This window comes from Flavobacterium sp. LHD-85, from assembly GCF_030929595.1.
Taxonomy (GTDB): domain Bacteria; phylum Bacteroidota; class Bacteroidia; order Flavobacteriales; family Flavobacteriaceae; genus Flavobacterium.
This window is the reverse complement of sequence record NZ_JAVFVR010000016.1, coordinates 183,173-207,285: the sequence shown is the minus strand read 5'-3', so window position 1 is coordinate 207,285 and position 24,113 is coordinate 183,173. Positions and strand designations below refer to the sequence as shown.

Below are 24,113 nucleotides of genomic sequence, written 5' to 3'. Positions count from 1 at the left end.
GACCGAAGAGACAAGATTGTGTTTAGATTTACATGATCAAAACATAACCCGTGGTTTCAACCACGGGGACACAATGCATATCCGATATATTTCCTGCGGTTGAAACCGCAGGCTATATTTGATTTTGATTGCGTGATTATTGCTGGTTATTTCTCTAAAATCCCCTTTTCAACACTTTCATTAATTAAACCTTCAGCGTAATTCCATATCGATTTTGAACCCTCTTTAATAATGCTTTTCTTTTCGTAAACTTTATCATATTTCACTCCGAATTCTTTCCAAGTTCCGCCGTTATTTGATGTGTTTTGTAATAATGGTTCAAGTCTGTCCATCGATCTTGCAAATTTGGCTTCATTGGTTTCTCCCGCTTCAAATTCTTCCCAAATAGCAATTAACTCTTTGGCTTGCTTTTCTGGCAGCAAACCAAAGATTCTGTTCGCTGCTAAGCGTTCTTCGTCTGTATTGTCATGACTTTTTACAGTATCATAAATAAAAACGTCACCCGCGTCAATTTCAACAATGTCATGAATCAAAACCATTTTTACGACTTTCAAAACATCAATTGGCTCGTTGGAATATTCTGCCAAAACAATTGCCATTAAAGCCAAATGCCAACTGTGTTCTGCATCATTTTCGCATCTGTCGCTATTAAATAATTTGGTCTTACGCTGAATGTATTTTACTTTATCAATTTCTTTTATAAAAGCAATTTGATCTATTAAATCCTGTGTGTTCATTTTCTTTTCTGTTTTGAAATGACAATCGTCATATGCAAAATTAAAGCTTAAAGCGTAATTGCTCAACTTAAAATTAACTTATCTGAGATCGTATGGCAAAATCCATATTATTTTACACAAAAACCTAATTTCTGTAACATTAGTCACCTATTTTTTTAAAAAACAAAACTACCTTTGTCTTCCATTATTTTTATTACTGAATCATGAAAATAGAACAAATTTACACCGGATGCCTCGCTCAAGGTGCATACTATATCACTTCAAATGGCGAAGCGGCCATTATTGATCCGCTTAGAGAAATTCAGCCTTATCTGGATCGTTTAGAGCGTGACGGAGTGAAACTGAAATACATTTTTGAAACGCATTTCCATGCCGATTTCGTTTCTGGACACGTTGATCTGAGCAAAGAAACAGGAGCGCCAATCGTTTACGGACCAAATGCTACCTGCGAATTTGATTGCATTTCTGCAAAAGACGGACAAGAGTTTAAAATCGGAAACATAACTATTAAAGTATTGCACACCCCTGGCCACACAATGGAAAGCGCTACTTTTTTATTAATTGACGAAAACGGAAAAGATCACGCCATTTTCTCTGGAGACACTTTATTTATTGGAGATGTCGGGCGTCCAGATTTAGCTCAAAAAGCAGCCGGAATGACACAAGACCAATTGGCTGGAATTTTATTTCATTCGTTAAGAGATAAAATAATGACTTTGGCTGATGACGTTATTGTTTATCCTGCGCACGGTGCGGGAAGCGCTTGCGGAAAAAACATGAGCAAAGAAACTGTTTCGACTATCGGTAATCAAAAAGCGACCAATTATGCTTTGCGTGCTAATATGACCGAAGAAGAATTCATCAAAGAAGTAACTGACGGATTGTTGCCTCCTCCTGCCTATTTCAGCATGAACGTTGCAATGAACAAAGGTGGTTACGAAAGCTTTGAAACTGTTTTACACAACGGAATGAGAGCTATAAATGCAAAAGAATTTGAAGCCGTTGCTGAAGAAACTGGAGCTTTAATTCTAGATACAAGAAGTGCGGCCGATTTTAGCAAAGGATTTATTCCGCAGTCTATCAACATCGGAATCAATGGTGATTTTGCTCCGTGGGTTGGAACTTTAATTGCTGATGTAAAACAACCTATTATATTGGTTACTACTGCTGGCATGGAAGAGGAAACTGTAACTCGTTTAAGCCGAGTTGGTTTTGATACGATTATCGGACATTTGGAAGGCGGTTTTGAAGCTTGGCAAAATGCAGGTTTCGAAATTGATACGGTTAACAGAATTACTGCTGAACAGTTTGCAAATGAGTTTAAATTTGGAGAAGATAAAGTGGTAGATATTCGTAAGGAAACAGAATATGCAGCGGAACATATTGATGACGCTTACAGCAAACCTTTGGCTTATATTAATGATTGGGTAAAAGACATTAATCCTAATGAACATTTCTATCTACATTGTGCTGGCGGTTATAGAAGTATGATAGCAGCTTCTATTCTTCAAGCAAGAGGTTTCAGAAATTTCTCTGAAGTTGAAGGCGGTTTCGGAGCGATTTCAAAAACCGATGTTCCAAAATCAGATTTTGTTTGTCAAAGCAAGGTTTTGAAAGCATAAACATTGAAAATAAATTTTTACCATATAAGTGATGTAAGTTCATTTTAGATTGGGGTGTTTTTAAGCCCAGTTCTTATATTTACTTAACTTTTCTAAGTTATAGAAGAAACTCCAACTTATAATTTCTTATATAACTTATATGGTAGAGAAAAACACTTAATTTTTAAATTATATATGAGTTTACTAGATATTTTGAGAGAACCTTGGCCTTGGTACGTTGCAGGCCCTTTAATTGGATTAACAGTACCAATTTTATTAATTATTGGGAATAAATCTTTCGGGATTAGTTCTTCTCTTCGTCATATTTGTGCGGCTTGTGTTCCGGCGAATATTTCATTTTTTAAATACGACTGGAAAAAAGAAAGCTGGAATTTATTCTTCGTTCTCGGAATATTTTTCGGAGGTTTTATTTCGGCTCATTTTTTATCGAATCCAAATCCGGTAGAAATTGCTCCTGAATTATCAGAAAAATTAGCAACTTACGGAATTACAGATCACAGCGGTTTGGTTCCTGCACAATTATTTTCTTGGGAAAGTTTATTAACGCTTCGCGGATTTATTATGATTGTGGTTGGCGGATTCTTGGTAGGTTTTGGAACTCGTTACGCTGGCGGGTGCACAAGCGGACACGCGATCATGGGATTATCAAACTTACAATGGCCGTCATTGGTAGCTACAATCTGTTTTATGATTGGCGGTTTTGTAATGGCACTTTTGATTTTACCTTATATTCTTTCACTTTAAAATTTCAAAAATGAGTTTAGAAAATAAAAATATAGACGGCGAAGGAATCAACGCAAGTCAGAAAAAAGAAACTGCATTAGGAAACTTAAAATATTTAATTGTTGGAATCTTTTTCGGAATTGTATTCGTAAAAGCAGAAATCATCAGCTGGTTTCGTATTCAGGAAATGTTCAATCTGGAATCATTTCACATGTATGGCGTAATTGGATGTGCTGTCGTTGTTGGACTAATATCAGTACAATTGATTAAAAAATTCAACATCAAAACTCTTAATGGAGAAAAAATTGAAATCCAACCAAAAACTTTTAATAAAGGACAAATCTACGGCGGATTGTTATTCGGTTTCGGATGGGCGATTACTGGAGCTTGTCCAGGTCCGCTTTTTGCACAAATTGGTACAGGAGCTACAGTAATTGTAGTTACCTTGGTTAGCGCCATTGCTGGAACTTGGGTTTATGGTTTGATCAAAGATAAATTGCCTCATTAAAAAATGAATACAACAGAAAAGCTATCTCTAAGAAAAGCAAATCTTTCAGAAACACCTCAAATCTGGGAAATCCTGCAAGATGCAATCGAACAAAGAAGACTAGACGGAAGTACACAGTGGCAAGATGGTTATCCGAATGAACTTTCTGTTAAAAATGATATCGAAAATGGTTACGGATATGTTTTTACAGAAGACGAATCGATTCTAGCTTATGCCGCGATTATTTTTGACAAAGAACCTGCTTACGAAAATATCGAAGGCAAATGGCTTACTGATGATGATTATACTGTTGTGCATCGTGTAGCGGTTTCAAAATTGGCAAAAGGAAAAGGAATTGCAACCAAACTATTTGAAAGCATTGAGGGTTTATCTGTCGAAAATAAAATTTATAGTATAAAAGTAGACACAAACTTCGATAATACTCCGATGTTGAGAATTTTAGACAGATTAAAATATACATATTGTGGAGAAGTCTATTTTAGAGGCTCTGCAAGAAAAGCATTTGAAAAACGATTGATATAAATATAAAATCCGTACAATTGATAACCCGACAGTTTTTTGAAACCTGTCGGGTTTTGCTTTTTTAGGAAGCAATTCATTCCGTAGGAATGTCTCATTGGTAGAATTGAATTTGAATTCCATTGATACGTCCCGCAGAAACGTTTGAGCGATAAACCTAGATATCATTTACAAAAAACAGGTCTCCCTACAGGACACAATACTGAACAATATTTTTTTTCTACCGATCAGATATTCCCATGGAATATTTCTAAGTTGGTTAAACCCAACAGGTTTTAAAAACCTGTCGGGTTTGTATTCTAATGACCTATTCATTCCATAGGAATGTCTCATCGGTAGAATTGAATTTGGATTCCATTTTTACGTTCTGTAGGAACGTTTGATTGATTTACAAATACATTATAAATAGCTGTCCCTACAGGACACAATACAAAACGATATTTTTTTCTACCGATCAGATATTCCTATGGAATATTTCTTCATCAATTTTTAATTTCATTTCGTTAAGTTTGCTTTAAACAAAAAGTCCCATACATATATGAACCGCTCCGAGCAATTAACCAAACTACAAAATACTGAAAATTGGGATGTAATAATAATTGGCGGAGGTGCAAGCGGTCTCGGGACAGCTGTTGACGCAGCAAGTCGCGGTTATAAAACCATTTTATTTGAAGCGGTAGATTTTGCAAAAGGAACTTCAAGCCGAAGCACCAAATTGGTTCATGGCGGTGTACGTTATTTGGCTCAAGGAGATGTGCATTTAGTTCGAGAAGCATTGAAAGAACGAGGACTATTAGCACAAAACGCAGCTCATTTAGTCAAAAACCAGTCGTTTGTAATTCCGAATTATCATTTGCTGAGCGGTTATTTTTATACGATCGGATTAAAAATATATGATTTATTATCAGGCTTTTTAAGTTTAGGAAGTTCTAGATATCTTTCAAAAAAGAAAACTATCGAAATGCTTCCTAACGTTGAGGAAAAAGGTTTGGTCAATGGCGTTATTTATCATGACGGTCAATTTGACGACGCTCGTCTAGCCATCAATCTTGCTCAAACCGCTGTAGAAAACGGAGCTTGTCTTTTAAATTATATAAAGGTTACCAATTTATTGAAAGACGACAAAAATCAAATTATTGGAGTTCAGGTTGAAGATCATGAAAGCGGAATTAAATATGATATAAAAGGTTCTGTGGTAATAAATGCAACAGGAGTTTTTACAAACGCCATCATGAAATTAAATGATAAAGTTTATAAAAAATATATTGTTCCAAGTCAGGGAATCCATTTGGTTCTAGACAAATCTTTTCTTCCAGGCGAAAATGCTTTAATGATTCCGAAAACAAAAGATGGAAGAGTTTTATTTGCTGTTCCGTGGCATAACCGAATTGTAGTTGGAACAACTGACACTTTAATTAAAAAGCAAAGTTTAGAACCTATTGCTTTAGAAAGCGAAATCCAATTTGTTTTGGAAACTGCGCAAAGGTTCTTAGCAAAAAAGCCAGAAAGAAAAGATGTATTATCTGTTTTTGCAGGATTGCGTCCGTTAGCAGCGCCTAAAGAAGAAGGCAAAAGCACCAAAGAAGTTTCTAGAAGCCATAAAATTATAGTTTCAGAAACGGGGCTTATTACCATTACTGGAGGAAAATGGACAACATACAGAAAAATTGCGGAGGACATTATTGATAAAGCTATCAAAACTGGCAAATTAGAAAAGAAAGAATGCAGTACAGAACATCTTTCAATTCATGGAAATCAACCAACGAATTCTTTAGATAGGGAAAATCACCTTTATATATATGGTACTGATATTCCAAAAATAATAGAATTACAGGAAAGCGAACCTGAACTGAAAGAAAAACTTCATCCCAATCACGAATTTACAATGGCAGAAGTTGTTTGGGCAATTCGTTACGAAATGGCAAGAACTGTAGACGATATTTTAGCCAGAAGAGTTCGTTTATTATTCTTAGATGCCAGAGCTGCAATTGAAGTTTCGGAGAAAACAGCAAGAATAATTTCCAAAGAATTGGGACATGATGAAGCCTGGATAAACGCAGAAATTGCCAATTTTAGGCCAATTTCGAAAGGTTTTCTGCTGTCTGAATTCCGATAAATCGTAAAAATAGCTGATTAAGAGAATCTTTTAGCTTAAAGTTACCCTACAAAAAATCAATTGCTAAATATTTTAAAATTAAAAATCGTCTTGATATTAAAAAATTATTAATTAACAACATATCAATACGTTACATAAAAAATTATTTTAATTTTATTCTCTAAAAAACCATTCTTTTAGTTCTTATAGAATGCGCATATATACATATTAACAAAAAATTAACACAACACTTGTATATACAACTATTAAAAGTTATACATTTGTATATACAAATTATACACTTACGACTATGACAATTGAAGAGGTTATTAAGAGTACGGTTAAGATGGATAATGCGAAAAAAGTTATTCTGAATATCATGTACACGCAAAATGTGATTCAGGATCATTTCAACGAGTTGATCAAACCGTATGATTTATCTGGAGAACAGTACAATGTGTTGCGTATATTAAGAGGACAAAAAGGAAAGCCTGCTAATATGTGCGTGATACAAGAGCGAATGCTTGCTAAAACAAGCAACACAACACGTTTGGTAGACAAATTATTATTGAAGGATTTTGTTACGCGAAATGTCTGTCCTGATAATCGAAGAAAGATTGAAGTTTCGATTACACAAAAAGGACTAGATGTTTTAAAAGAATTAGATCCGAAAGTTGATGAGCATGAGCAAACATTTGCAAACAATTTAAAACCAGAAGAATTAGTTTTCTTAAATCAATTATTAGAAAAATATAGAACCAACAAATAAAATAATATAAACTATGAGCAATTTCTTAGCAAATCAAAATTGGAGATACGCAACCAAACAATTTGATGCTTCAAAAAAGATATCAGATGCTGATTTAAATACATTAAAAGAGGCGGTTAGATTAAGCGCTTCTTCATACGGATTACAACCTTATAAAGTAGTTATTGTTGAAAATCCAGAATTAAGAGAAAAATTAAAAGGTGCAGCTTGGGGACAAACTCAAATTACAGACGCTTCTCACCTATTCATTTTTGCAAACGACTTAAGCCTTGATGCAGGTTCTGTTGACAAATATATCAGTAATATCAGCGAAGTAAGAGGTGTTCCTACTGAAGCTTTAGGCGGATTCAGCGATATGATGAAAAACGTAATTTCAAATTTATCTGAAGATGCAAAACACATCTGGACTGCAAAACAAACTTATTTAGCTTTAGGAAACTTATTAAATGCAGCGGCTGAATTAAAAATTGATGCAACTCCAATGGAAGGTTTCAATGCTGCTCAATTTAATGAAATCTTAGGTTTCGATAAATTAGGTTTAAACGCTTCAGTTATTGCAACTGTAGGCTACAGACATGATGATGACAAATCTCAGCACCAGAAAAAAGTTAGAAAATCACACGAGGAATTATTTATCACACTATAATTATTTATTAATCAAATTCAAATTTAATTTTAAAAACATGAAAAATTTAAAAACTATTGCAATAGCATTATTCGTAGCAGCAGCTGGAATCTCAGTAAACGCTCAAACTAAAAAAATCGACGTAAAAGCATCTACTATTAAATGGGTAGGTAAAAAAGTAACTGGAGAGCACTCTGGAACTGTAAACTTCAAAGAAGGTGCTGTTATTTTCAAAGGAAAAAAATTAGCTGGTGGTAACTTTACTGTTGACATGACTTCATTAACTTCTACAGATTTAACTGGAGAATACCAAGGAAAATTAAACGGTCACTTAAAAGCTGACGATTTCTTCGGAACTGACAAATTCCCAACTTCAAAATTAGTTTTCAAAACTATCGGTGCAAAATCTGCTGACGTTTACACTGTAACTGCAGACTTAACTATCAAAGGAATTACTAAACCTGTAACTTTTGATATCACTGTAAAAGGAAACACTGCAACAACTGCTTTCAAAGTTGACAGAACTAAATATGATATTAAATACGGTTCAGGTAGCTTCTTCGACGGTTTAGGAGATAAAACTATCAACGACGAATTTGAATTGGCTGTAGCTTTAAAATTCTAATATTTCAGCCTTACTAGTTCAGAAATACAATAAACCCCAGCAGTTTTAACTGTTGGGGTTTATTTTTTAAGTACTTCTTTTAATTTTTATTGGGTTTTGTCTTGTATCAAAAACATCTAAAATTTCAATTGAATTTTTCTTTAAATTAATCCAATAAATAATTTTATAATTTTTATAAACCAAATATCGTATTTCTTCAGAATAGCTTTCTAAAAGCTCTTCTTTTTGTCCTATTGCATTTGTTGGCTTTGGTTTTAATTTTAGAGTTTCTTTGGTAATCCCAAGTACAAGCTTTTTCGCAACAGTTAGGCTTGCTTCTTTCTTATAATAATCAAAAATCTTTCTTAATTCACTTTTAGCAAAATCAGTCCAATAAATTTTCAACTCCATTTCTCAATCTCAGAAATTAACTCATCAACATCTGTTATCCTTTCATTTTTTGAATCTTTTATAGAAGTATCAATTCTTTTATGAAATTCAGCAATAGACATTGGTTTTAATTCTAAATCTTCTTTAATTTCCTTTTTTAACAATTTTTCAAACTGAGAAATTGCTCTCTCACTTTCAAGTTTAAGAAAGTCTCTAATAAAAATCACTTTTCGAGTATCTAAATCCATTTCTTTTATTTTTATCAAAGTTACAAATTATCTTTAAATGAAATTTAATTGCAAATAATTTTAAAATAGACTTTTATACATAAAAAAGACATTAACCCTTTTCATAAACTTAACATTCTTAATAATATAGTAACTCTTTCGTAATAAGTATCAGGACTTTGATTAACATACAGCTTCTATTTTTGGGACAATTAAAAAAAATCAAAAACTAGAAATTAAAATCATAGTTATGAAAACAAAATTACATTTTGCATGCATAATCTTCATTATCAGCTTTTTCGCACAAGCTCAACAACAACCAAAAGGAATCATTGGCACTTCAAATTGGATGACTAACTGGACGAGCTTTAAACCTGCTGGCAATGACTATGGTGAAGCAACAAACATAATTGCTGGAACAATCGATAAAGACACAAGATTAACAAAACGTAATATATACCATTTAGTAGGTGTTGTATATGTTACAAATAATGCAACTTTAACTATTGAGCCTGGAACTGTTATACGAGGCGATGATAAAACCTGCGGAACCTTAGTAATAACAAATGGTGCAAAAATTATGGCCGAAGGACTAGAAACTGACCCAATTGTTTTTACATCTGAAAATGAAATAAATAATAGAAAACCAGGCGACTGGGGTGGAATTATCATTTTAGGAAAAGCTCCAATAAACTCTTTAGGAGGAATTCACACTTTGCCTTTCGATTTAGATCCAACTTTAAATCATTACGGAGGACAAGATTCAGAAGATAATTCAGGTGTTATGAAATATGTGAGAATCGAATATGCGGGAAGAAAATTAAGTGCTTCTAAAGAATTAAACGGTCTTTCTCTTGCTGGTGTTGGAAGAAAAACAACTATTAGCCATGTTCAAATCAGTTATTCAAATGATGATTCTTTTGAATGTTATGGAGGAGATTTAAATCTGAACAATTTAGTTTCATACAGAACAACTGACGATGATTTTGACTTTACTCAAGGGGCTCAAATTAATATCGCAAACAGTATTGCAATTCGCCATCCGTTTTCTTCAGATATTTCAGGTTCAAGATGTTTTGAAGTAGATTCATATGAAAAAGTTGGCACTACAGATATGACCAAAAAAATGACCAAAATTAATGCGAGCAACATCACTTTGGTTAACTTAGAAGAAAACAATCAAGGTTTGGTTAGAGAATCTGCTTACATTAAAGAAAATACTTTCTTCAACTTAACCAATAGTGTGGTTTCTGGATTTGCTCCCTTTATTTTATTGGAAGGAAATATTGGAAATGGAGAAGCTAATCTATCAAAAATCACTTTTAAAAACGTTGTGGCAAATAATTGTCAAGGTGAAATTGAAAGCGAATCTGGGAGCAATATTCCGGGTATAAAAAGCTATTATGGCAACCCAGCTTATGGCATAGAATATACAAAAATGAAACTTAACGAGTTATTTGCAATACCAAACATCAAAGGAAATCCAGATTTTAGATTAAATGTAAACAACACGATAGCAAGTGGAAATTAAGGAGTTACAGAAGCATTCTAAATCAAAATTTAACAAATTTCACAGATTCGAAAAGTTTTTTTTGAAATTTTATGTACTCTAATTAAAATTACATTTATATCTTTGTCATATCAAAATAAAGAAATGAGAACAATTTTAAACAATACTTGGTGGTGGAGCAATTTACGTCAGACGTCGTGAACGAAGCTTCCTATGGTATTGTAAGAAATATAAAAATATAAAGGGCTTGTCATCACGACAAGCCCTTTTTTTTTGATCAAAACCGAAACATAAATTAACAACACATAAAAACTATATATTTTGAAACCTTTTATTCTTAATACACATTACAAACAAATTCTGGCAGATACGGTTACGCCAGTAAGCATTTATTTCAAAATTAGAGATAAATTCCCAAACAGCTTATTACTGGAAAGTAGTGATTACCATGGAAATGACAACAGTTTCTCTTACATCTGCTGCAATCCTATTGCTACAATTAAAATCGAAAATGAAACAATCTCAAAAGCATTTCCTGACGGAACTTCTGAGAAAATTATGATTGATGCTTCAACAAATATTCCTCAGGTAATTCAAGAATTTTCAAGTCAGTTTCAATCAGAGAAAAATGATTTCAAATTCATTAATAACGGTTTATTCGGATACATTTCTTATGATGCTGTTCGTTACTTCGAAAAAGTATCTATTGCAAAAAAAGACAATGCGACTTCTATTCCAGATGTTTTTTATGCAGTTTATCAAAATATTATTGCAATTAATCACTTCAAAAACGAAGCTTATATTTTTTGCCACAGCGTAGATAATAAAAATAATATTGCTGAAATCGAGCAATTATTACAATCAAGAAATATTGCTTCTTATAAATTCTCTAAAGAAGGAGAAGGCTTCTCTAACTTAACTGATGAAGAATTTAAAGCAAATGTAGCTTTAGCCAAAAAACACTGTTACCGTGGCGATGTTTTCCAATTGGTTCTTTCTCGCCGATTTACACAAGGTTTTAAAGGAGATGAATTTAACGTTTACAGAGCTTTAAGAAGCATCAACCCTTCTCCATATTTATTCTTTTTTGATTACGGTGATTTTAAAATATTCGGTTCTTCTCCAGAAGCCCAAATTATCGTAAAAAACAGAAAAGCCGAAATTCATCCAATTGCTGGAACTTTCAAAAGAACTGGAAATGACGAACGCGACGCACTTTTAGCAAAAGAACTTTCTGAAGATAAAAAAGAGAATAGTGAACACGTAATGTTAGTTGATTTGGCAAGAAATGATTTAAGCCGAAACGGACATGATGTAAATGTAGAAAAATACAGAGAAGTTCAGTTTTTCTCACATGTAATTCACCTAGTTTCTAAAGTTACTGGACATTTACACGATAAAGCGACAACTATGCAAGTCGTGGCGGATACTTTTCCTGCAGGAACTTTAAGCGGTGCTCCAAAACACAGAGCCATGCAGTTAATTGAAGAATGTGAAAAAACAAACCGTAATTTCTATGGAGGTGCAATCGGGGTTATGGACTTTGACGGAAACTTTAATCACGCGATTATGATTCGAACGTTTCTTTCTAAAAACCATCAATTGCACTGTCAAGCAGGAGCTGGAATCGTAGCAAGTTCTGATGAAGAAAGCGAAATGCAAGAAGTTTACAATAAATTAAGAGCTTTGAATACGGCTCTTGAAATGGCAGAACAGATTTAGTTTCAAGTTTTTTTTAGTTTCAGGTTTCAAGTTATTGGAACGTGAAACTTGAAATCTGAAACTTGAAACCTGAAACCTGAAACAATTAAAAAACAAACTATAAAAACCACCAAAACATGAAAAACGCAGTATCAATTTTAGTTTTAATCATTACTATGACTTCTTGCAATTCAGAAAAAAAGCAAAATCCGATTGAAGGAACCTGGCGTCTTATATCAGCTGAAACGACAGAGAAAGATTCGACATTCTCGACTTTCAATTCAAAAACAAAAATGATTAAAATTATTAACGATACACATTTTGCATTTTTTAATCATGATTTGAAACACGGAAAAGATACAACAGCAGCATTATTCTTTGGCGGAGGCGGAAAATATACTTTAAAAGACAGTGTTTACACAGAACATTTAGAGTTTTTCAACAACCGCGATTGGGAAGACAACAAATTTGAATTTGTGGTGAAAGTTCAAAACGACACCTTGATTCAAAAAGGAGTAGAAAAAGTAGAAAAATTAGGCGTAGATCGTGTTATTGTAGAAAAATACGTTCGAGAAAAATAAAAAATTTAGTTGCCAGTCTCAGTCTCAGTTTTCAGCAAAAAAACTTAGTAACTCAGAACCTTAGCAACTTAGAACCTTAAAAAAAATGAAAAAGATTTTAGTTATAGACAATTACGATAGTTTCACTTACAACTTGGTGCACTATTTAGAAGATTTAGACTGCGAAGTTACCGTTTACAGAAACGATGAATTTGATATTGATGAAATCGCTTCTTTCGAAAAAATATTACTTTCTCCAGGACCTGGAATTCCTGATGAAGCTGGTTTATTAAAAACAGTAATCGAAAAATACAGTCCAACAAAAAGTATTCTTGGAGTCTGTTTAGGACAGCAGGCAATTGGAGAAGTTTTTGGCGGAACGCTTTCAAACCTTGACAAAGTATATCACGGCGTTGCAACAAATGTAAAGACTTTAGTAGACGACGAAATTTTATTTGAAGGCTTAGGAAATGAATTCGAAGTTGGAAGATACCATTCTTGGGTTGTTGACAGCAATTTACCTGAAGATTTAGAAGCAACTTCAGTAGATGAAAATGGACAAATTATGTCTTTACGTCACAAAAATTATGATGTAAGAGGCGTTCAGTTTCACCCAGAAAGCGTTTTGACACCAAATGGGAAAAAGATTTTAGAGAATTGGATTAACAGCTAGTCGAAAGTTTTAAAGTCGAAAGTCATAAAGTCAAAAAAAGGTCTTTCGCTATTTTAAAACTAAAAAATACAAGAAAAAAAATGAATTACAAAGTCAAGGACTTTAAGACCTTCGACTTTAGACTTTAAGACTAAATTTCAATGAAAACTATATTAAACAAATTAATCAACCACGAAGTTCTTACTAAAGAAGAAGCAAAAAACGTATTGATTAATATTTCAAGCGGTCAATATAATCCAAGTCAGATTTCGGCATTTTTGACCGTTTTTATGATGCGAAGCATTACAATTGATGAACTTTCGGGCTTTCGTGAAGCTTTGTTAGATTTATGTATTCGTGTCGATTTATCAGCTTACAACACCATCGATTTATGCGGAACGGGCGGTGATGGAAAAGATACTTTCAATATTTCAACTTTAGCTTCTTTTGTATCTGCTGGAGCTGGAATAAAAGTGGCAAAACACGGAAATTATGGAGTTTCATCTATTTCTGGATCAAGCAACGTAATGGAAAAGATGGGAATAAAATTCAGCAATGATCCTTCATTTTTAGAAAAATGTATTGATCAAGCTGGAATCTGTGTCTTGCATGCTCCCCTATTTCACCCAGCGATGAAAAATGTTGGGCCAATTAGAAAAGAACTGGCTGTAAAAACATTCTTTAATATGTTAGGGCCAATGGTTAATCCCTCATTTCCGCAAAACCAGTTGGTTGGGGTTTTCAACTTAGAATTGGCAAGAATGTATGCTTATTTATATCAAAATACCGATGTGAATTTTACCATCCTGCATTCGCTTGACGGATATGATGAAATTTCATTGACAGGTCCGACAAAAACAATTTCTAATCATATGGAAGGGATGTTGAATCCAGAAGATTTTGGCGTTCAGCTTTTATCTCAGACAGAAATCGAAGGCGGAAAAACCATCGAAGAATCAGCAGAAATTTTTACCAATATTATTTCAGGAAAAGGAAACGAAGCGCAGAATAATGTGGTTTACGCTAATGCAGCAATGGCAATCGCGACGGTTACAAAATGTTCTCCAAAAGAAGGATTTGAATTAGCAAAAGAAAGTTTATTGTCTGGAAAAGGACTTCAAGCGTTAAAAAAATTACAAGAATTAAGTAAATAAAAAACAAACACAAATTTCACGAATTAGCACTAATTAAATTTGTGCCTTTGTGACTTCGTGGCAAAACAACAACAATGAACATTTTAGATAAAATAATAATAGATAAAAAAAGAGAAGTTGTTCTGAAAAAATCGATTATTCCAGTTTCTCAATTGGAAGCTTCAGTGTTTTTTGGAAAACAGACTATTTCTCTTAGCCAGAAATTAAGAGAAAGCAATTCTGGAATTATTGCTGAACACAAACGCCGTTCTCCTTCAAAATCAATCATCAACAATAATTTTACGGTTGAAGAAGTAGTAAAAGGTTACGAAAATGCTGGAGCTTGCGGAATTTCAGTTTTAACCGACGGAAAATACTTTGGGGGATCTCTCGACGATTTACTTTTAGCAAGAGCTTCAGTAAATATTCCGCTTTTGCGAAAAGAATTTATTGTAGATGAATATCAAATTCTTGAGGCAAAAGCACATGGAGCCGATTTGATTTTATTAATCGCAGCAGTTTTAACTCGTGAAGAAATTAAATCTTTATCTGAATTTGCTAAAAATCTAGGTTTAGAAGTTTTATTGGAAGTTCATAATCAAGAGGAACTAGAAAAATCGATTATGCCAAGTTTAGATATGATTGGTGTAAATAACAGAAACCTAAAAACATTTGAAGTAAGCTTAGATTTCAGTAAAGAATTAGCTTCTCAAATTCCAAACGATTTTGTAAAAGTATCTGAAAGCGGTATTTCATCAATTGAAGCCATTCACGAACTAAAACCATACGACTACAAAGGTTTCCTGATTGGAGAAAACTTCATGAAAACTGATAACGCAGGTGAGGCTGCAACAGAATTTATTAAACAGCTTTAAAAAAGTTGCCACGAATTACACTAATCTCCACGAATTTAATTAGTGTAATTCGAGTAATTCGTGGTGAAAAATTAATACAAAGCTTTGCGAACTTTTTCGCATGCTAAACACAATACAGAAAGAAAAACCTTAGCGCGCTTTGCGTTAAAAACACACAACGAAATGAAACTCAAAATATGCGGTATGAAATATCCTGAAAATATTCTCGAAGTAGGCGCTCTTTTGCCTGACTATATGGGATTTATTTTCTGGGAAAAATCCGCTAGATATTGCAGCGAAAATGTTCCCGAATTGATAAAAACAATCAAAAAAGTGGGCGTTTTTGTCGATCAAAGCCAAGAAGAAATTCTAGAAAAAGTTGAAAAATACAACTTACAAGCCGTTCAGCTTCACGGAAGTGAATCTGTTGAATTTTTATCAGAATTAAAAAATCAATTGCCAAAGAAAATTGAAATCATAAAAGTATTTTCGGCAGATGAAAATTTTGATTTCGAAACAATAAAGCCTTTTGAAAATGTCTGTGATTATTTTCTATTTGACACGAAAGGAAAACTGCCTGGCGGAAACGGAACAACTTTCGACTGGAGCATTTTAAAAAAATACAATTCGAAAAAGCCTTTCTTTTTAAGTGGCGGAATCGGAATGAAAGAACTAAAAGCTATTGAAGAAATTTCAAAAACCAATTTACCGATCTACGCTGTCGATGTAAACAGTAAATTTGAAATCGAACCAGGGCTAAAAAATAAAAATCTATTAAGCAATTTCAAACGCAAATTTGATGTTGCCAACTTTTAAAATTTAAAAAAATGAGTTTTAACGTTAACAAAAAAGGATATTACGGAGAATTTGGAGGAGCTTACATTCCAGAAATGCTGTATCCAAATGTAGAAGAATTACGCCAGAAATATTTAAGCATAATGGATGAACCTGATTTTAAAGCAGAGTTCAACCAATTGCTAAAAGATTACGTTGGGCGCCCGAGTCCGTTGTATTTTGCAAAACGTTTATCTGAAAAATACAACACCAAAGTTTATCTAAAAAGAGAAGACTTAAACCATACCGGCGCGCACAAAGTAAACAATACAATCGGGCAGATTTTATTAGCAAAACGTCTGGGCAAAAAAAGAATTATTGCCGAAACTGGAGCAGGTCAGCATGGCGTGGCAACTGCAACAGTTTGTGCTTTAATGGGAATTGAATGCATTGTTTATATGGGCGAAATTGACATCGCACGTCAAGCACCAAACGTGGCGCGCATGAAAATGTTAGGCGCAGAAGTTCGTCCGGCACTTTCGGGTTCAAGAACTTTAAAAGATGCTACAAACGAAGCCATTCGCGATTGGATCAATAATCCTGTAGATACACATTATATTATTGGATCTGCAATTGGACCGCATCCTTATCCAGATATGGTGACGCGTTTTCAGAGCATTATTTCAGAAGAAATCAAATGGCAATTGAAAGAAAAAGAAGGACGCGAAAATCCTGATTACGTTGTGGCTTGTATTGGTGGAGGAAGTAATGCTGCTGGAACATACTATCACTTTTTGCATGAGCCAGAAGTTGGAATTATTGCGGTTGAAGCAGCTGGAAAAGGAGTTGATAGCGGCCATAGTGCGGCAACAAGCAAACTAGGAAAAGTTGGTGTTATTCACGGCTGTAAAACGCTTTTAATGCAAACACCAGACGGACAAATTACAGAACCATATTCTATTTCAGCTGGATTAGATTATCCTGGAGTTGGCCCTTTACACGCTCATTTAGCGCAAACAGGACGAGGAGAATTTTTCTCTGTAACCGATGACGATGCTATGAATGCTGGTTTACAGCTTACGAAATTAGAAGGAATTATTCCAGCTATAGAAAGTGCTCACGCATTTGCCGTTTTGGATCAAAAGAAATTCAAGCCTGAAGATATTGTTGTAATCAGCCTTTCTGGACGTGGCGATAAAGATTTAGATAATTACATTGATTACTTTAAATTGTAATAAAAGTATTAATTTGCACATCTCTAATCGCAACTATTAACGAGAAAAATATAATTATGGAAAAGTTATTCTCATACGGAACATTAAGATCGAAACAAGTTCAAATGCAGATTTTTAAAAAAGTATTAGTTGGAACTCCAGATCAGCTCTTGGGTTATAAACTAAAAAGTTTACAGATCGAAGAAGAATTTGGAATGGCAGATTATGTGGTAGCAATTGCAAGTGAAAATGCAGAAGAAAATATACATGGCGTAGTCTTTAATGTTTCTAATGCAGATTTAGCAAAAGTCGATTTATTTGAATCTAATTCGTACAGAAGAGTTCAGGTTAAACTGAAATCTGGAACAGTTGCTTGGGTTTATACCGAAAACAAATAATTAGAAAATAATCTTAGCAGCGGCACAGACAAAACCAAAGCGAGGAAATACCTAAAGTTACTAAAACCTCTTAGGTTAAAAAAATATATTAAAATGAACAGAATAACTCAAAAGTTACAAGAAGATAAAAAGATCCTTTCGATCTATTTTTCTGCCGGATATCCTAATTTAAATGATACCGTACAGATTATTCAGGATTTAGAAAAAAACGGAGTTGATTTAATCGAAATCGGACTTCCTTTTAGTGATCCTTTGGCAGATGGTCCGACAATTCAAGCGAGTTCTACGCAAGCACTTCATAACGGAATGACAACTCAAATCCTTTTTGATCAGCTGAAAAACATTCGCGAAAGCGTAAAAATTCCGTTGATTATTATGGGATATTTTAATCCGATGCTGCAATATGGAGTTGAAGCTTTTTGCCAAAAATGTGCTGAAATTGGAATTGACGGTTTAATTATTCCTGACCTTCCTGTTGATGTTTATGCTGATGAATACAAAACGATTTTTGAAAAATACGGATTAATAAACGTGTTTTTAATTACGCCTCAAACTTCAGACGAACGTATTCGTTTTATCGACAGCGTTTCAAACGGATTTATTTATATGGTAAGTTCTGCAAGCGTAACAGGATCTCAATCTGGTTTTGGTGATGTTCAAGAAAGCTATTTTGAAAGAATCTCTAATCTGAATTTAAAAAATCCTCAAATTGTAGGTTTCGGAATTTCTAACAAAGAAACTTTTAATCAAGCAACCAAATACGCAAAAGGTGCTATTATTGGAAGTGCTTTTATCAAGCATTTGAGTGAAAGTGGAAGTGGGAAAATTGAGGAATTTGTTGGAGAGATTCGATAAATAGATTTTAAAAAAATTAATGAAATATTTTAAAATTTTCTTATTTATAACAGCACTCTTTTTAAATATGAGTTGTGATTTCAGTTGGAAAATTTCAGAACTTTTTGTTCAAAAAATTGAAAATTCCTCTAAAGTTATTTATAAATATGACGCTTGGGGAGGACGCGATTCACACAAATTTGGATATGTTATTCTAGATTCAACTAATGTATTTGATATTAATAATGTTGAATCATTACCTTTTCAATATTTTGAAACTATTCCGACAAAACAAAATATTTCTGGCGTTACCTGCGAAGAACTTGATGATCAAATAACTCCTAACAAAATCTTTATACCTTTAAAAATTAAGGATAGTGAAGAAAAAGGAATTAAAATTAAAGCTAAAATTTTTCAAAATGAAGGTTTTGTACTTAGAAGTCAAGGTTACAAAGAATATCAATTTGAAACATTTAAAGAATCTCGAGATAGTATTTCCTTTTATAATTTAAATGACATTAAGAGTTTAGAACCCGAACATTTGGATATTTTAAAATTCAAAAAGACAAATATTTTCATCAGGACTAAAGCCTCAAATATTGTTTCAGAAATATCAATTGAAGATTTAAAACTATCGCAAAAAAATGAAATTATTTCTAATATACGATATGATCTAACACCAAAAAACAAAACTAAAATTAGCTCATTTTCTAATATAGGAATTTTCAAAGAAGTAAAACTACCTAAAGATTAATTAAAATATTAAGCCTGAAAACTCGAGTTTTCAGGCTTTTTTATTTTAACTAATTAAAGAACAAATTAACATAAATTATCGAAAACGCTTTATGTTAATATTGTGTTAAAATAAAATTAAACAAGCGTTTAAATTAAACAAGTGTTTAATTTTGCATCCGATTAGAAACAATACCATGTCACACATCGAATTGAACGATAAAAAAATTCAGATTCTTAATGTTGCAGAAAGACTTTTTTCTGAGAAAGGATTTGAGGGTACATCGATACGGGATATCTCCAAAGAGGCCAAAATTAACATTGCTATGGTCTCTTATTATTTTGGTTCAAAAGAAAGGCTACTTGAAGCTCTTATTTTTCACAAAACCGTTGATTTAAAACTACAACTCGAAAATTTATTGCAAGAAGACATAGAACCTCTTGAAAAAGTCAATAAATTAATCGAAATTTACATCAACAGAATTTGCCTTAACAAAGGGATTTACAGGGTTTTACATTTTGAACTTTATAACAAAAAGAGAGAAAAAAGCCTTCAAGCTTTTACTGAACTTAAAAAAGGAAATTTAAAATCGGTTGAAAGCATTATCAAGCAAGGTCAAGCCCAGGGAGTTTTTAGAAAAGATGTTAATATCCAACTTATTACGCCTACGATTATTGGAACCTTTTTTCACTTTCACATGAATCGCTCTTTCTTCGAAGAATTATTTGATCTAAAAACCGAAGAAATGTTTAACAATTACATTAAAAACGATCTTACAAAGCACATTCAACAAACTATAAAAGCGCTACTTGTTTATGAAAATTAGTCAATTAATGCTCTTTGGAGTTTTCTTTATCGGAATATCTTCAGTAGAAGCACAAGAAAAAACAAGTTTAACCTTGGGCGAGGCCGTGCAAATGGCTTGGGAAAAGAGTAACGAAGTTACACTTGCCAATACTAAGGTAAACACAAAAAAATACGAGTTAAAAACCGTAAAAAATAATCAATACCCTGATCTTAAAGTTTCTGGTCAATATCAGCGTCTTACAAAAGCATCGATTGATATGCCTAATCAAGGTGAAAGTGCTTCATTAGCTTCTCCAGACAGAGCAATGCTTGGTATGGCAAATTTAAGTCTTCCTATTTTTGCTGGATTTAAAATTCAAAACAGCATTGATGCATATGAAGGAATGTACGAAGCAGAAACTGCTAATGCTGAAAAAACAAAAGAAGATGTTGCATTAAAAGCAATCACTTATTACACAGCCTTATACAAGGCTCAAAAGACTTTAGATGTTTTAAACGAAAATCAAAAAAGCGCAAAACAGCGTGTTACTGATTTTACAGAGTTGGAGAAAAACGGAATTATTCCGAGAAATGATTTATTGAAAGCGCAATTATTAGTTTCAAAAACTCAATTATCTATTGATGAAGCTAACAATAACATCAATAATATCAACTTCTATCTTACTACTTTGCTGAAATTAGATCCTAATGTAAAAATTCAGGTAAATGAAGAAGATTTCTTTAATCTTAAAACAAGCAATTCTATAACATCTGATGCTGTTGCACTTGAAAGCAGAAAAGATTTAGAAGCAATAAGATTGCAAAGCAAAGCTTCTGAAGCTAATGTAAAAATTGCAAAAGCTGGATACTATCCTTCAATTTCACTTTTAGGCGGTTATACTGCTTTTGATCTTAAAGACATTGTAACTGTAAAATATGCGATGAACTTTGGAATCGGATTATCTTATGATTTATCTGGAATTCTAAAAAATAATGTTCACGTAAAAGAAGCAGAAAGCAGAGCTTTGGAAGTAAAAAATACCGAAGCAATTATGACAGACCGCATTAAAGTAGAGGTTCAAAAATCTATTGAAGATTACGACCTAGCAATCAATCAAAGTGTGGTTTATGAAGAAGCATTACAGCAAGCCGCAGAAAACTACAGATTAGTAAAAGATAAATTTGACAATGGTTTATCTGACACTAATGATTTAGTAGAAGCAGATGTAGAGCATTTAAATGCCAAAATTCAAACTGCTTTATCTAAAGCAACCATTATTCAAAAATATTACGAATTACTTTCAGTATCAGGACAATTATCACAATCATTCAATCTTTCTAAAATATAATCGATAGCTCTCATGGAAAAGAAAAAAACAAATAAAAAATTCATCATCATACTTGCAGTTCTGATTTTAGGAGGCGGAACTTACGGAATATCTAAATACTTACACGGCCAAGCTCACGAAGAAACAGATGATGCTCAGATTGAGAAAAAAATGAATCCGATTATCCCAAGAGTTTCAGGATATATCAGCAAAGTTTATGTGAAAGATAATGATTATGTAAAAAAAGGAGATACTTTATTTACTATCGATAAGAGAGATTATCAATTAAAAATTGATGAAGCTAATGCAGCATTATTGGGAGCTGAAGGGCAATTTGAAGCAGCTAAAGCAGATATTGGAAGTGCTTACGCAAGCATCTCTGTTTCTGATGCTCAAATGAGATCTGCAACTGGCTCTATCGAAAGTGCAAAAATTAGATTGAGACAGCTTACAAATGATTATAACCGCTACAACAACTTGTACAAAACACATACGATTACAAAACAGCAATACGAGCAGGCTTTAACTGCAAAAGAAGAAGCTGAAAACCAAGTGCGTGTTTTAGAACAACAGCAAAAAGCTACTTCTTACCAAAAATCGGTTATTCAATCAAAATCTAAAGTTTCTGATAAACAGACAGAAGTTGCTGCCGCAAACATCAAAAAAGCAAAAACAATGTTGGATGTTGCACACTTAAACCTTTCTTATACTGTAGTTACAGCTGCAATTGACGGTCAGGTATCTAAAGTTGATATTCAGCCAGGACAATTGGTTCAGCCAGGACAATCTTTATTCTACATCATCAACAATAATGAAGCTTGGGTTGTAGCTAACTTTAAAGAAACACAATTGAACAAAATGGTTGTGGGACAAAAAGTAAGCTTAAAAGTAGATGCATATCCAAACTATGAGTTTAAAGGGACTGTGTCTTCTTTCTCTCCTGCAACTGGATCTCGCTTTTCATTATTGCCTCCTGATAACGCAACAGGAAACTTCGTAAAAACAATTCAGAGATTACCAGTAAAAATTACCATAGACGAATCTAACGATCCTGAAAAAGTAAAACTTTTGAGACCAGGTATGAACGTTGACGTAGATGTACATTTGAAATAAAATAAATGGCAACAGCAGTACAAGACGACGATTTAGTAGAATACGGTTTCAGACGCGTTATCATTACGATTACAGCAGTACTTTGTGCACTGCTGGAAATTGTTGATACGACGATTGTAAACGTAGCGCTTACAGACATGCGCGGAAGTCTTGGTGCAACCTTGACCGATGTGGCATGGGTAATTACAGCATATGCAATTGCGAATGTTATTGTAATTCCGATGACGAGCTGGCTATCGCAGCAATTTGGAAGACGTAATTATTTTGTGGCTTCCATTATAATATTTACGGTCTGTTCTTTTTTGTGTGGTAATGCCACCAATATTTGGGAACTAGTAGCTTTCCGTTTCGTACAAGGTATGGGTGGAGGAGCATTACTGGTAACAGCCCAAACGATTATTACAGAAAGTTATCCCGTAGCAAAACGTGGAATGGCTCAGGCTATTTACGGAATGGGTGTAATTGTTGGTCCAACTCTTGGTCCGCCTTTGGGAGGATATTTAGTAGATAATTATTCTTGGCCATATATTTTCTATATCAATATTCCGTTAGGAATTATCGCTACTATTTTGGCTTTAACTTTTGTTAGAAGTCCGAAATATGGAGAAAAATTAAAAGCCAATCAGGTTGACTGGTGGGGAATTATATTGCTGACTGCCTTTATCGGTTCTTTACAGTTCGTATTAGAACACGGACAGCAAGATGACTGGTTTAATGATTCTACAATTATAACCTTGAGTGTTGTTACTGTTCTAGGATTGGTTCTTTTTATTTGGAGAGAGCTTACCTATGAATATCCAATTGTAAACCTAAGCGTTCTAAAAGACGGAAACTTAAGAATTGGAACTATAATGTGTTTTATTCTTGGTTTCGGTTTATATGGTTCAACTTTAATTATCCCAATTTATACGCAGTCAATTTTAGGATGGACAGCGACAGATGCAGGATTATTATTGATTCCGGGATCTATTACAACGGCGATTATGATGCCATTTGTGGGTAATATGATTCAGAAAGGTGTTCCTCAAGGGTATATGGTTGGAGTAGGTTTTTTAATTTTCTTCTTCTTTACCTTCATGATGTATAGCCGAATGACACCAGACACTGGAGTTGAGCACATGTATTGGCCTTTAATTTTGAGAGGAATTGGTTTAGGATTACTTTTCGTTCCTATTACAACACTTTCTCTTTCAACATTAAAAGGAAAACAAATTGGTGAGGGAGCAGCTTTTACCGGAATGATGCGCCAATTAGGCGGATCTTTTGGTATCGCGATTATTACCACTTTCATCACGCGTTTTAGTCAATCTCATAGAGTAGATTTAATTAATAACCTAGATCCTGCCAAATTTGATGTTCAGCAGCGTATTGCAGGAATGCAGCACGCCTTCATGGCAAAAGGATATAGCGCAGATGTTGCTTTGAAAAAAGCGTATCAAGCTATCGAAATGTCAGTCATGAAGCAAAGCACTGTAATGGCTTATATGGATATTTTCCTTTATCTAGGAATTATGTTTTTATGTTGCATACCGATTATTCTCTTTATCAAAAAAGGGAAGAACAAAATTAGTGCAGCCGACGCAATGCATTAATAATAATAGATTTATAATACGCAGAAACGCCGAATTCATCATTTAGAATTCGGCGTTTATTTTTTAGTCACAGTTTTCAGTAACAGTTTTCAGTTTATAAGCTTTATGCTAA

General features: G+C 33.5%; 26 protein-coding genes. 23 read left to right on the top strand and 3 right to left on the bottom strand.

All coding sequences use genetic code 11. From position 1 onward, the window contains the following. Nucleotides 1–146: 146 nt before the first annotated feature. Nucleotides 147–737, bottom strand: coding sequence for an HD domain-containing protein (locus tag RB618_RS21005; RefSeq protein WP_308070586.1), 591 nt, complete (start codon nucleotides 735–737; stop codon nucleotides 147–149). A gap of 203 nt (nucleotides 738–940) precedes the next feature. Between RB618_RS21005 and RB618_RS21000 the strand changes: the two genes are divergently transcribed. The 8 genes from RB618_RS21000 to RB618_RS20965 all read left to right on the top strand — a co-directional run bounded on the left by RB618_RS21000 (nucleotide 941) and on the right by RB618_RS20965 (nucleotide 8,223). Next, nucleotides 941–2,359 (top strand): MBL fold metallo-hydrolase, encoded by a 1,419-nt coding sequence (locus RB618_RS21000; RefSeq protein ID WP_308070585.1) that lies wholly within the window; start codon nucleotides 941–943, stop codon nucleotides 2,357–2,359. A gap of 174 nt (nucleotides 2,360–2,533) precedes the next feature. After that, entirely contained in the window at nucleotides 2,534–3,103 is a 570-nt protein-coding gene (locus tag RB618_RS20995) for a YeeE/YedE thiosulfate transporter family protein (protein WP_308070584.1), read from the top strand. Between the two features lie 10 nt (nucleotides 3,104–3,113). Then, nucleotides 3,114–3,590 (top strand): DUF6691 family protein, encoded by a 477-nt coding sequence (locus tag RB618_RS20990; RefSeq protein WP_308070583.1) that lies wholly within the window; start codon nucleotides 3,114–3,116, stop codon nucleotides 3,588–3,590. A gap of 3 nt (nucleotides 3,591–3,593) precedes the next feature. After that, entirely contained in the window at nucleotides 3,594–4,112 is a 519-nt protein-coding gene (locus RB618_RS20985) for a GNAT family N-acetyltransferase (protein WP_308070582.1), read from the top strand. A 535-nt stretch (nucleotides 4,113–4,647) separates the two neighbouring features. Then, on the top strand, nucleotides 4,648–6,225 hold the full coding sequence (locus RB618_RS20980) for a glycerol-3-phosphate dehydrogenase/oxidase (protein WP_308070581.1): 1,578 nt from the start codon (nucleotides 4,648–4,650) through the stop codon (nucleotides 6,223–6,225). Nucleotides 6,226–6,514: 289 nt separating this feature from the next. Continuing rightward, nucleotides 6,515–6,973: a MarR family winged helix-turn-helix transcriptional regulator gene (locus tag RB618_RS20975; protein ID WP_198856630.1), complete on the top strand. Its 459-nt coding sequence runs from the start codon at nucleotides 6,515–6,517 to the stop codon at nucleotides 6,971–6,973. Between the two features lie 13 nt (nucleotides 6,974–6,986). Further along, entirely contained in the window at nucleotides 6,987–7,619 is a 633-nt protein-coding gene (locus RB618_RS20970) for an NAD(P)H-dependent oxidoreductase (protein WP_308070580.1), read from the top strand. A gap of 37 nt (nucleotides 7,620–7,656) precedes the next feature. Continuing rightward, nucleotides 7,657–8,223, top strand: coding sequence for a YceI family protein (locus RB618_RS20965; RefSeq protein WP_111378265.1), 567 nt, complete (start codon nucleotides 7,657–7,659; stop codon nucleotides 8,221–8,223). A 66-nt stretch (nucleotides 8,224–8,289) separates the two neighbouring features. Here the strand turns inward: RB618_RS20965 and RB618_RS20960 are convergent, their stop codons facing one another. Both RB618_RS20960 and RB618_RS20955 read right to left on the bottom strand, forming a co-directional pair. Then, entirely contained in the window at nucleotides 8,290–8,613 is a 324-nt protein-coding gene (locus RB618_RS20960) for a type II toxin-antitoxin system RelE/ParE family toxin (RefSeq protein WP_308070579.1), read from the bottom strand. Next, entirely contained in the window at nucleotides 8,604–8,840 is a 237-nt protein-coding gene (locus RB618_RS20955; protein WP_308070578.1) for a hypothetical protein, read from the bottom strand. Before RB618_RS20955 ends, RB618_RS20960 begins: the two co-directional genes overlap by 10 nt. Before the next feature lie 229 nt (nucleotides 8,841–9,069). Between RB618_RS20955 and RB618_RS20950 the strand changes: the two genes are divergently transcribed. From RB618_RS20950 to RB618_RS20880, 15 genes are all read left to right on the top strand, one after another. Then, on the top strand, nucleotides 9,070–10,350 hold the full coding sequence (locus RB618_RS20950; RefSeq protein ID WP_308070577.1) for a hypothetical protein: 1,281 nt from the start codon (nucleotides 9,070–9,072) through the stop codon (nucleotides 10,348–10,350). 300 nt (nucleotides 10,351–10,650) lie between these two features. Then, a complete protein-coding gene (locus RB618_RS20945; RefSeq protein ID WP_308070576.1) occupies nucleotides 10,651–12,051 on the top strand; it encodes an anthranilate synthase component I family protein in 1,401 nt (466 codons plus the stop codon). Between the two features lie 116 nt (nucleotides 12,052–12,167). Then, entirely contained in the window at nucleotides 12,168–12,611 is a 444-nt protein-coding gene (locus RB618_RS20940) for a hypothetical protein (protein WP_308070575.1), read from the top strand. An 85-nt stretch (nucleotides 12,612–12,696) separates the two neighbouring features. Continuing rightward, the gene (locus tag RB618_RS20935) at nucleotides 12,697–13,263 is read left to right on the top strand and encodes an aminodeoxychorismate/anthranilate synthase component II (RefSeq protein ID WP_308070574.1); all 567 of its coding nucleotides are present in this window, start codon (nucleotides 12,697–12,699) and stop codon (nucleotides 13,261–13,263) included. A gap of 140 nt (nucleotides 13,264–13,403) precedes the next feature. Further along, nucleotides 13,404–14,396, top strand: coding sequence for an anthranilate phosphoribosyltransferase (gene trpD, locus RB618_RS20930; RefSeq protein ID WP_308070573.1), 993 nt, complete (start codon nucleotides 13,404–13,406; stop codon nucleotides 14,394–14,396). A gap of 74 nt (nucleotides 14,397–14,470) precedes the next feature. Then, nucleotides 14,471–15,250 carry an indole-3-glycerol phosphate synthase TrpC gene (gene trpC / locus RB618_RS20925; protein WP_308070572.1) on the top strand — a complete coding sequence of 260 codons (780 nt, stop codon included), beginning with the start codon at nucleotides 14,471–14,473 and terminating at the stop codon, nucleotides 15,248–15,250. Between the two features lie 162 nt (nucleotides 15,251–15,412). Continuing rightward, nucleotides 15,413–16,045, top strand: coding sequence for a phosphoribosylanthranilate isomerase (locus tag RB618_RS20920; protein ID WP_308070571.1), 633 nt, complete (start codon nucleotides 15,413–15,415; stop codon nucleotides 16,043–16,045). An 11-nt stretch (nucleotides 16,046–16,056) separates the two neighbouring features. Further along, the gene (gene trpB / locus RB618_RS20915) at nucleotides 16,057–17,238 is read left to right on the top strand and encodes a tryptophan synthase subunit beta (protein ID WP_308070570.1); all 1,182 of its coding nucleotides are present in this window, start codon (nucleotides 16,057–16,059) and stop codon (nucleotides 17,236–17,238) included. Between the two features lie 56 nt (nucleotides 17,239–17,294). Continuing rightward, nucleotides 17,295–17,615, top strand: coding sequence for a gamma-glutamylcyclotransferase family protein (locus RB618_RS20910; RefSeq protein ID WP_111426573.1), 321 nt, complete (start codon nucleotides 17,295–17,297; stop codon nucleotides 17,613–17,615). Nucleotides 17,616–17,708: 93 nt separating this feature from the next. Beyond that, nucleotides 17,709–18,470: a tryptophan synthase subunit alpha gene (gene trpA, locus RB618_RS20905; RefSeq protein WP_308070569.1), complete on the top strand. Its 762-nt coding sequence runs from the start codon at nucleotides 17,709–17,711 to the stop codon at nucleotides 18,468–18,470. Nucleotides 18,471–18,489: 19 nt separating this feature from the next. Then, nucleotides 18,490–19,203, top strand: a complete 714-nt coding sequence (locus RB618_RS20900) for a hypothetical protein (protein ID WP_308070568.1) — start codon at nucleotides 18,490–18,492, stop codon at nucleotides 19,201–19,203. A 175-nt stretch (nucleotides 19,204–19,378) separates the two neighbouring features. Continuing rightward, nucleotides 19,379–20,008: a TetR/AcrR family transcriptional regulator gene (locus tag RB618_RS20895; RefSeq protein ID WP_008468234.1), complete on the top strand. Its 630-nt coding sequence runs from the start codon at nucleotides 19,379–19,381 to the stop codon at nucleotides 20,006–20,008. After that, nucleotides 19,998–21,317, top strand: coding sequence for a TolC family protein (locus RB618_RS20890; protein ID WP_308070566.1), 1,320 nt, complete (start codon nucleotides 19,998–20,000; stop codon nucleotides 21,315–21,317). The genes RB618_RS20895 and RB618_RS20890 overlap by 11 nt, the downstream gene beginning before the upstream one ends. Before the next feature lie 12 nt (nucleotides 21,318–21,329). Further along, nucleotides 21,330–22,409, top strand: a complete 1,080-nt coding sequence (locus tag RB618_RS20885; RefSeq protein ID WP_308070565.1) for an HlyD family secretion protein — start codon at nucleotides 21,330–21,332, stop codon at nucleotides 22,407–22,409. Nucleotides 22,410–22,414: 5 nt separating this feature from the next. Beyond that, entirely contained in the window at nucleotides 22,415–24,001 is a 1,587-nt protein-coding gene (locus tag RB618_RS20880) for an MDR family MFS transporter (protein ID WP_308070564.1), read from the top strand. Nucleotides 24,002–24,113: the final 112 nt, after the last annotated feature.

What these genes read in the sequence shown, in the direction of transcription:
- RB618_RS21005 (WP_308070586.1), bottom strand. Translation starts at nt 737, where the DNA reads ATGAACACACAGGATTTAATAGATCAAATTGCTTTTATAAAAGAAATT.
- RB618_RS21000 (WP_308070585.1), top strand. Translation starts at nt 941, where the DNA reads ATGAAAATAGAACAAATTTACACCGGATGCCTCGCTCAAGGTGCATAC.
- RB618_RS20995 (WP_308070584.1), top strand. Translation starts at nt 2,534, where the DNA reads ATGAGTTTACTAGATATTTTGAGAGAACCTTGGCCTTGGTACGTTGCA.
- RB618_RS20990 (WP_308070583.1), top strand. Translation starts at nt 3,114, where the DNA reads ATGAGTTTAGAAAATAAAAATATAGACGGCGAAGGAATCAACGCAAGT.
- RB618_RS20985 (WP_308070582.1), top strand. Translation starts at nt 3,594, where the DNA reads ATGAATACAACAGAAAAGCTATCTCTAAGAAAAGCAAATCTTTCAGAA.
- RB618_RS20980 (WP_308070581.1), top strand. Translation starts at nt 4,648, where the DNA reads ATGAACCGCTCCGAGCAATTAACCAAACTACAAAATACTGAAAATTGG.
- RB618_RS20975 (WP_198856630.1), top strand. Translation starts at nt 6,515, where the DNA reads ATGACAATTGAAGAGGTTATTAAGAGTACGGTTAAGATGGATAATGCG.
- RB618_RS20970 (WP_308070580.1), top strand. Translation starts at nt 6,987, where the DNA reads ATGAGCAATTTCTTAGCAAATCAAAATTGGAGATACGCAACCAAACAA.
- RB618_RS20965 (WP_111378265.1), top strand. Translation starts at nt 7,657, where the DNA reads ATGAAAAATTTAAAAACTATTGCAATAGCATTATTCGTAGCAGCAGCT.
- RB618_RS20960 (WP_308070579.1), bottom strand. Translation starts at nt 8,613, where the DNA reads ATGGAGTTGAAAATTTATTGGACTGATTTTGCTAAAAGTGAATTAAGA.
- RB618_RS20955 (WP_308070578.1), bottom strand. Translation starts at nt 8,840, where the DNA reads ATGGATTTAGATACTCGAAAAGTGATTTTTATTAGAGACTTTCTTAAA.
- RB618_RS20950 (WP_308070577.1), top strand. Translation starts at nt 9,070, where the DNA reads ATGAAAACAAAATTACATTTTGCATGCATAATCTTCATTATCAGCTTT.
- RB618_RS20940 (WP_308070575.1), top strand. Translation starts at nt 12,168, where the DNA reads ATGAAAAACGCAGTATCAATTTTAGTTTTAATCATTACTATGACTTCT.
- RB618_RS20935 (WP_308070574.1), top strand. Translation starts at nt 12,697, where the DNA reads ATGAAAAAGATTTTAGTTATAGACAATTACGATAGTTTCACTTACAAC.
- trpD (WP_308070573.1), top strand. Translation starts at nt 13,404, where the DNA reads ATGAAAACTATATTAAACAAATTAATCAACCACGAAGTTCTTACTAAA.
- trpC (WP_308070572.1), top strand. Translation starts at nt 14,471, where the DNA reads ATGAACATTTTAGATAAAATAATAATAGATAAAAAAAGAGAAGTTGTT.
- RB618_RS20920 (WP_308070571.1), top strand. Translation starts at nt 15,413, where the DNA reads ATGAAACTCAAAATATGCGGTATGAAATATCCTGAAAATATTCTCGAA.
- trpB (WP_308070570.1), top strand. Translation starts at nt 16,057, where the DNA reads ATGAGTTTTAACGTTAACAAAAAAGGATATTACGGAGAATTTGGAGGA.
- RB618_RS20910 (WP_111426573.1), top strand. Translation starts at nt 17,295, where the DNA reads ATGGAAAAGTTATTCTCATACGGAACATTAAGATCGAAACAAGTTCAA.
- trpA (WP_308070569.1), top strand. Translation starts at nt 17,709, where the DNA reads ATGAACAGAATAACTCAAAAGTTACAAGAAGATAAAAAGATCCTTTCG.
- RB618_RS20900 (WP_308070568.1), top strand. Translation starts at nt 18,490, where the DNA reads ATGAAATATTTTAAAATTTTCTTATTTATAACAGCACTCTTTTTAAAT.
- RB618_RS20895 (WP_008468234.1), top strand. Translation starts at nt 19,379, where the DNA reads ATGTCACACATCGAATTGAACGATAAAAAAATTCAGATTCTTAATGTT.
- RB618_RS20890 (WP_308070566.1), top strand. Translation starts at nt 19,998, where the DNA reads ATGAAAATTAGTCAATTAATGCTCTTTGGAGTTTTCTTTATCGGAATA.
- RB618_RS20885 (WP_308070565.1), top strand. Translation starts at nt 21,330, where the DNA reads ATGGAAAAGAAAAAAACAAATAAAAAATTCATCATCATACTTGCAGTT.
- RB618_RS20880 (WP_308070564.1), top strand. Translation starts at nt 22,415, where the DNA reads ATGGCAACAGCAGTACAAGACGACGATTTAGTAGAATACGGTTTCAGA.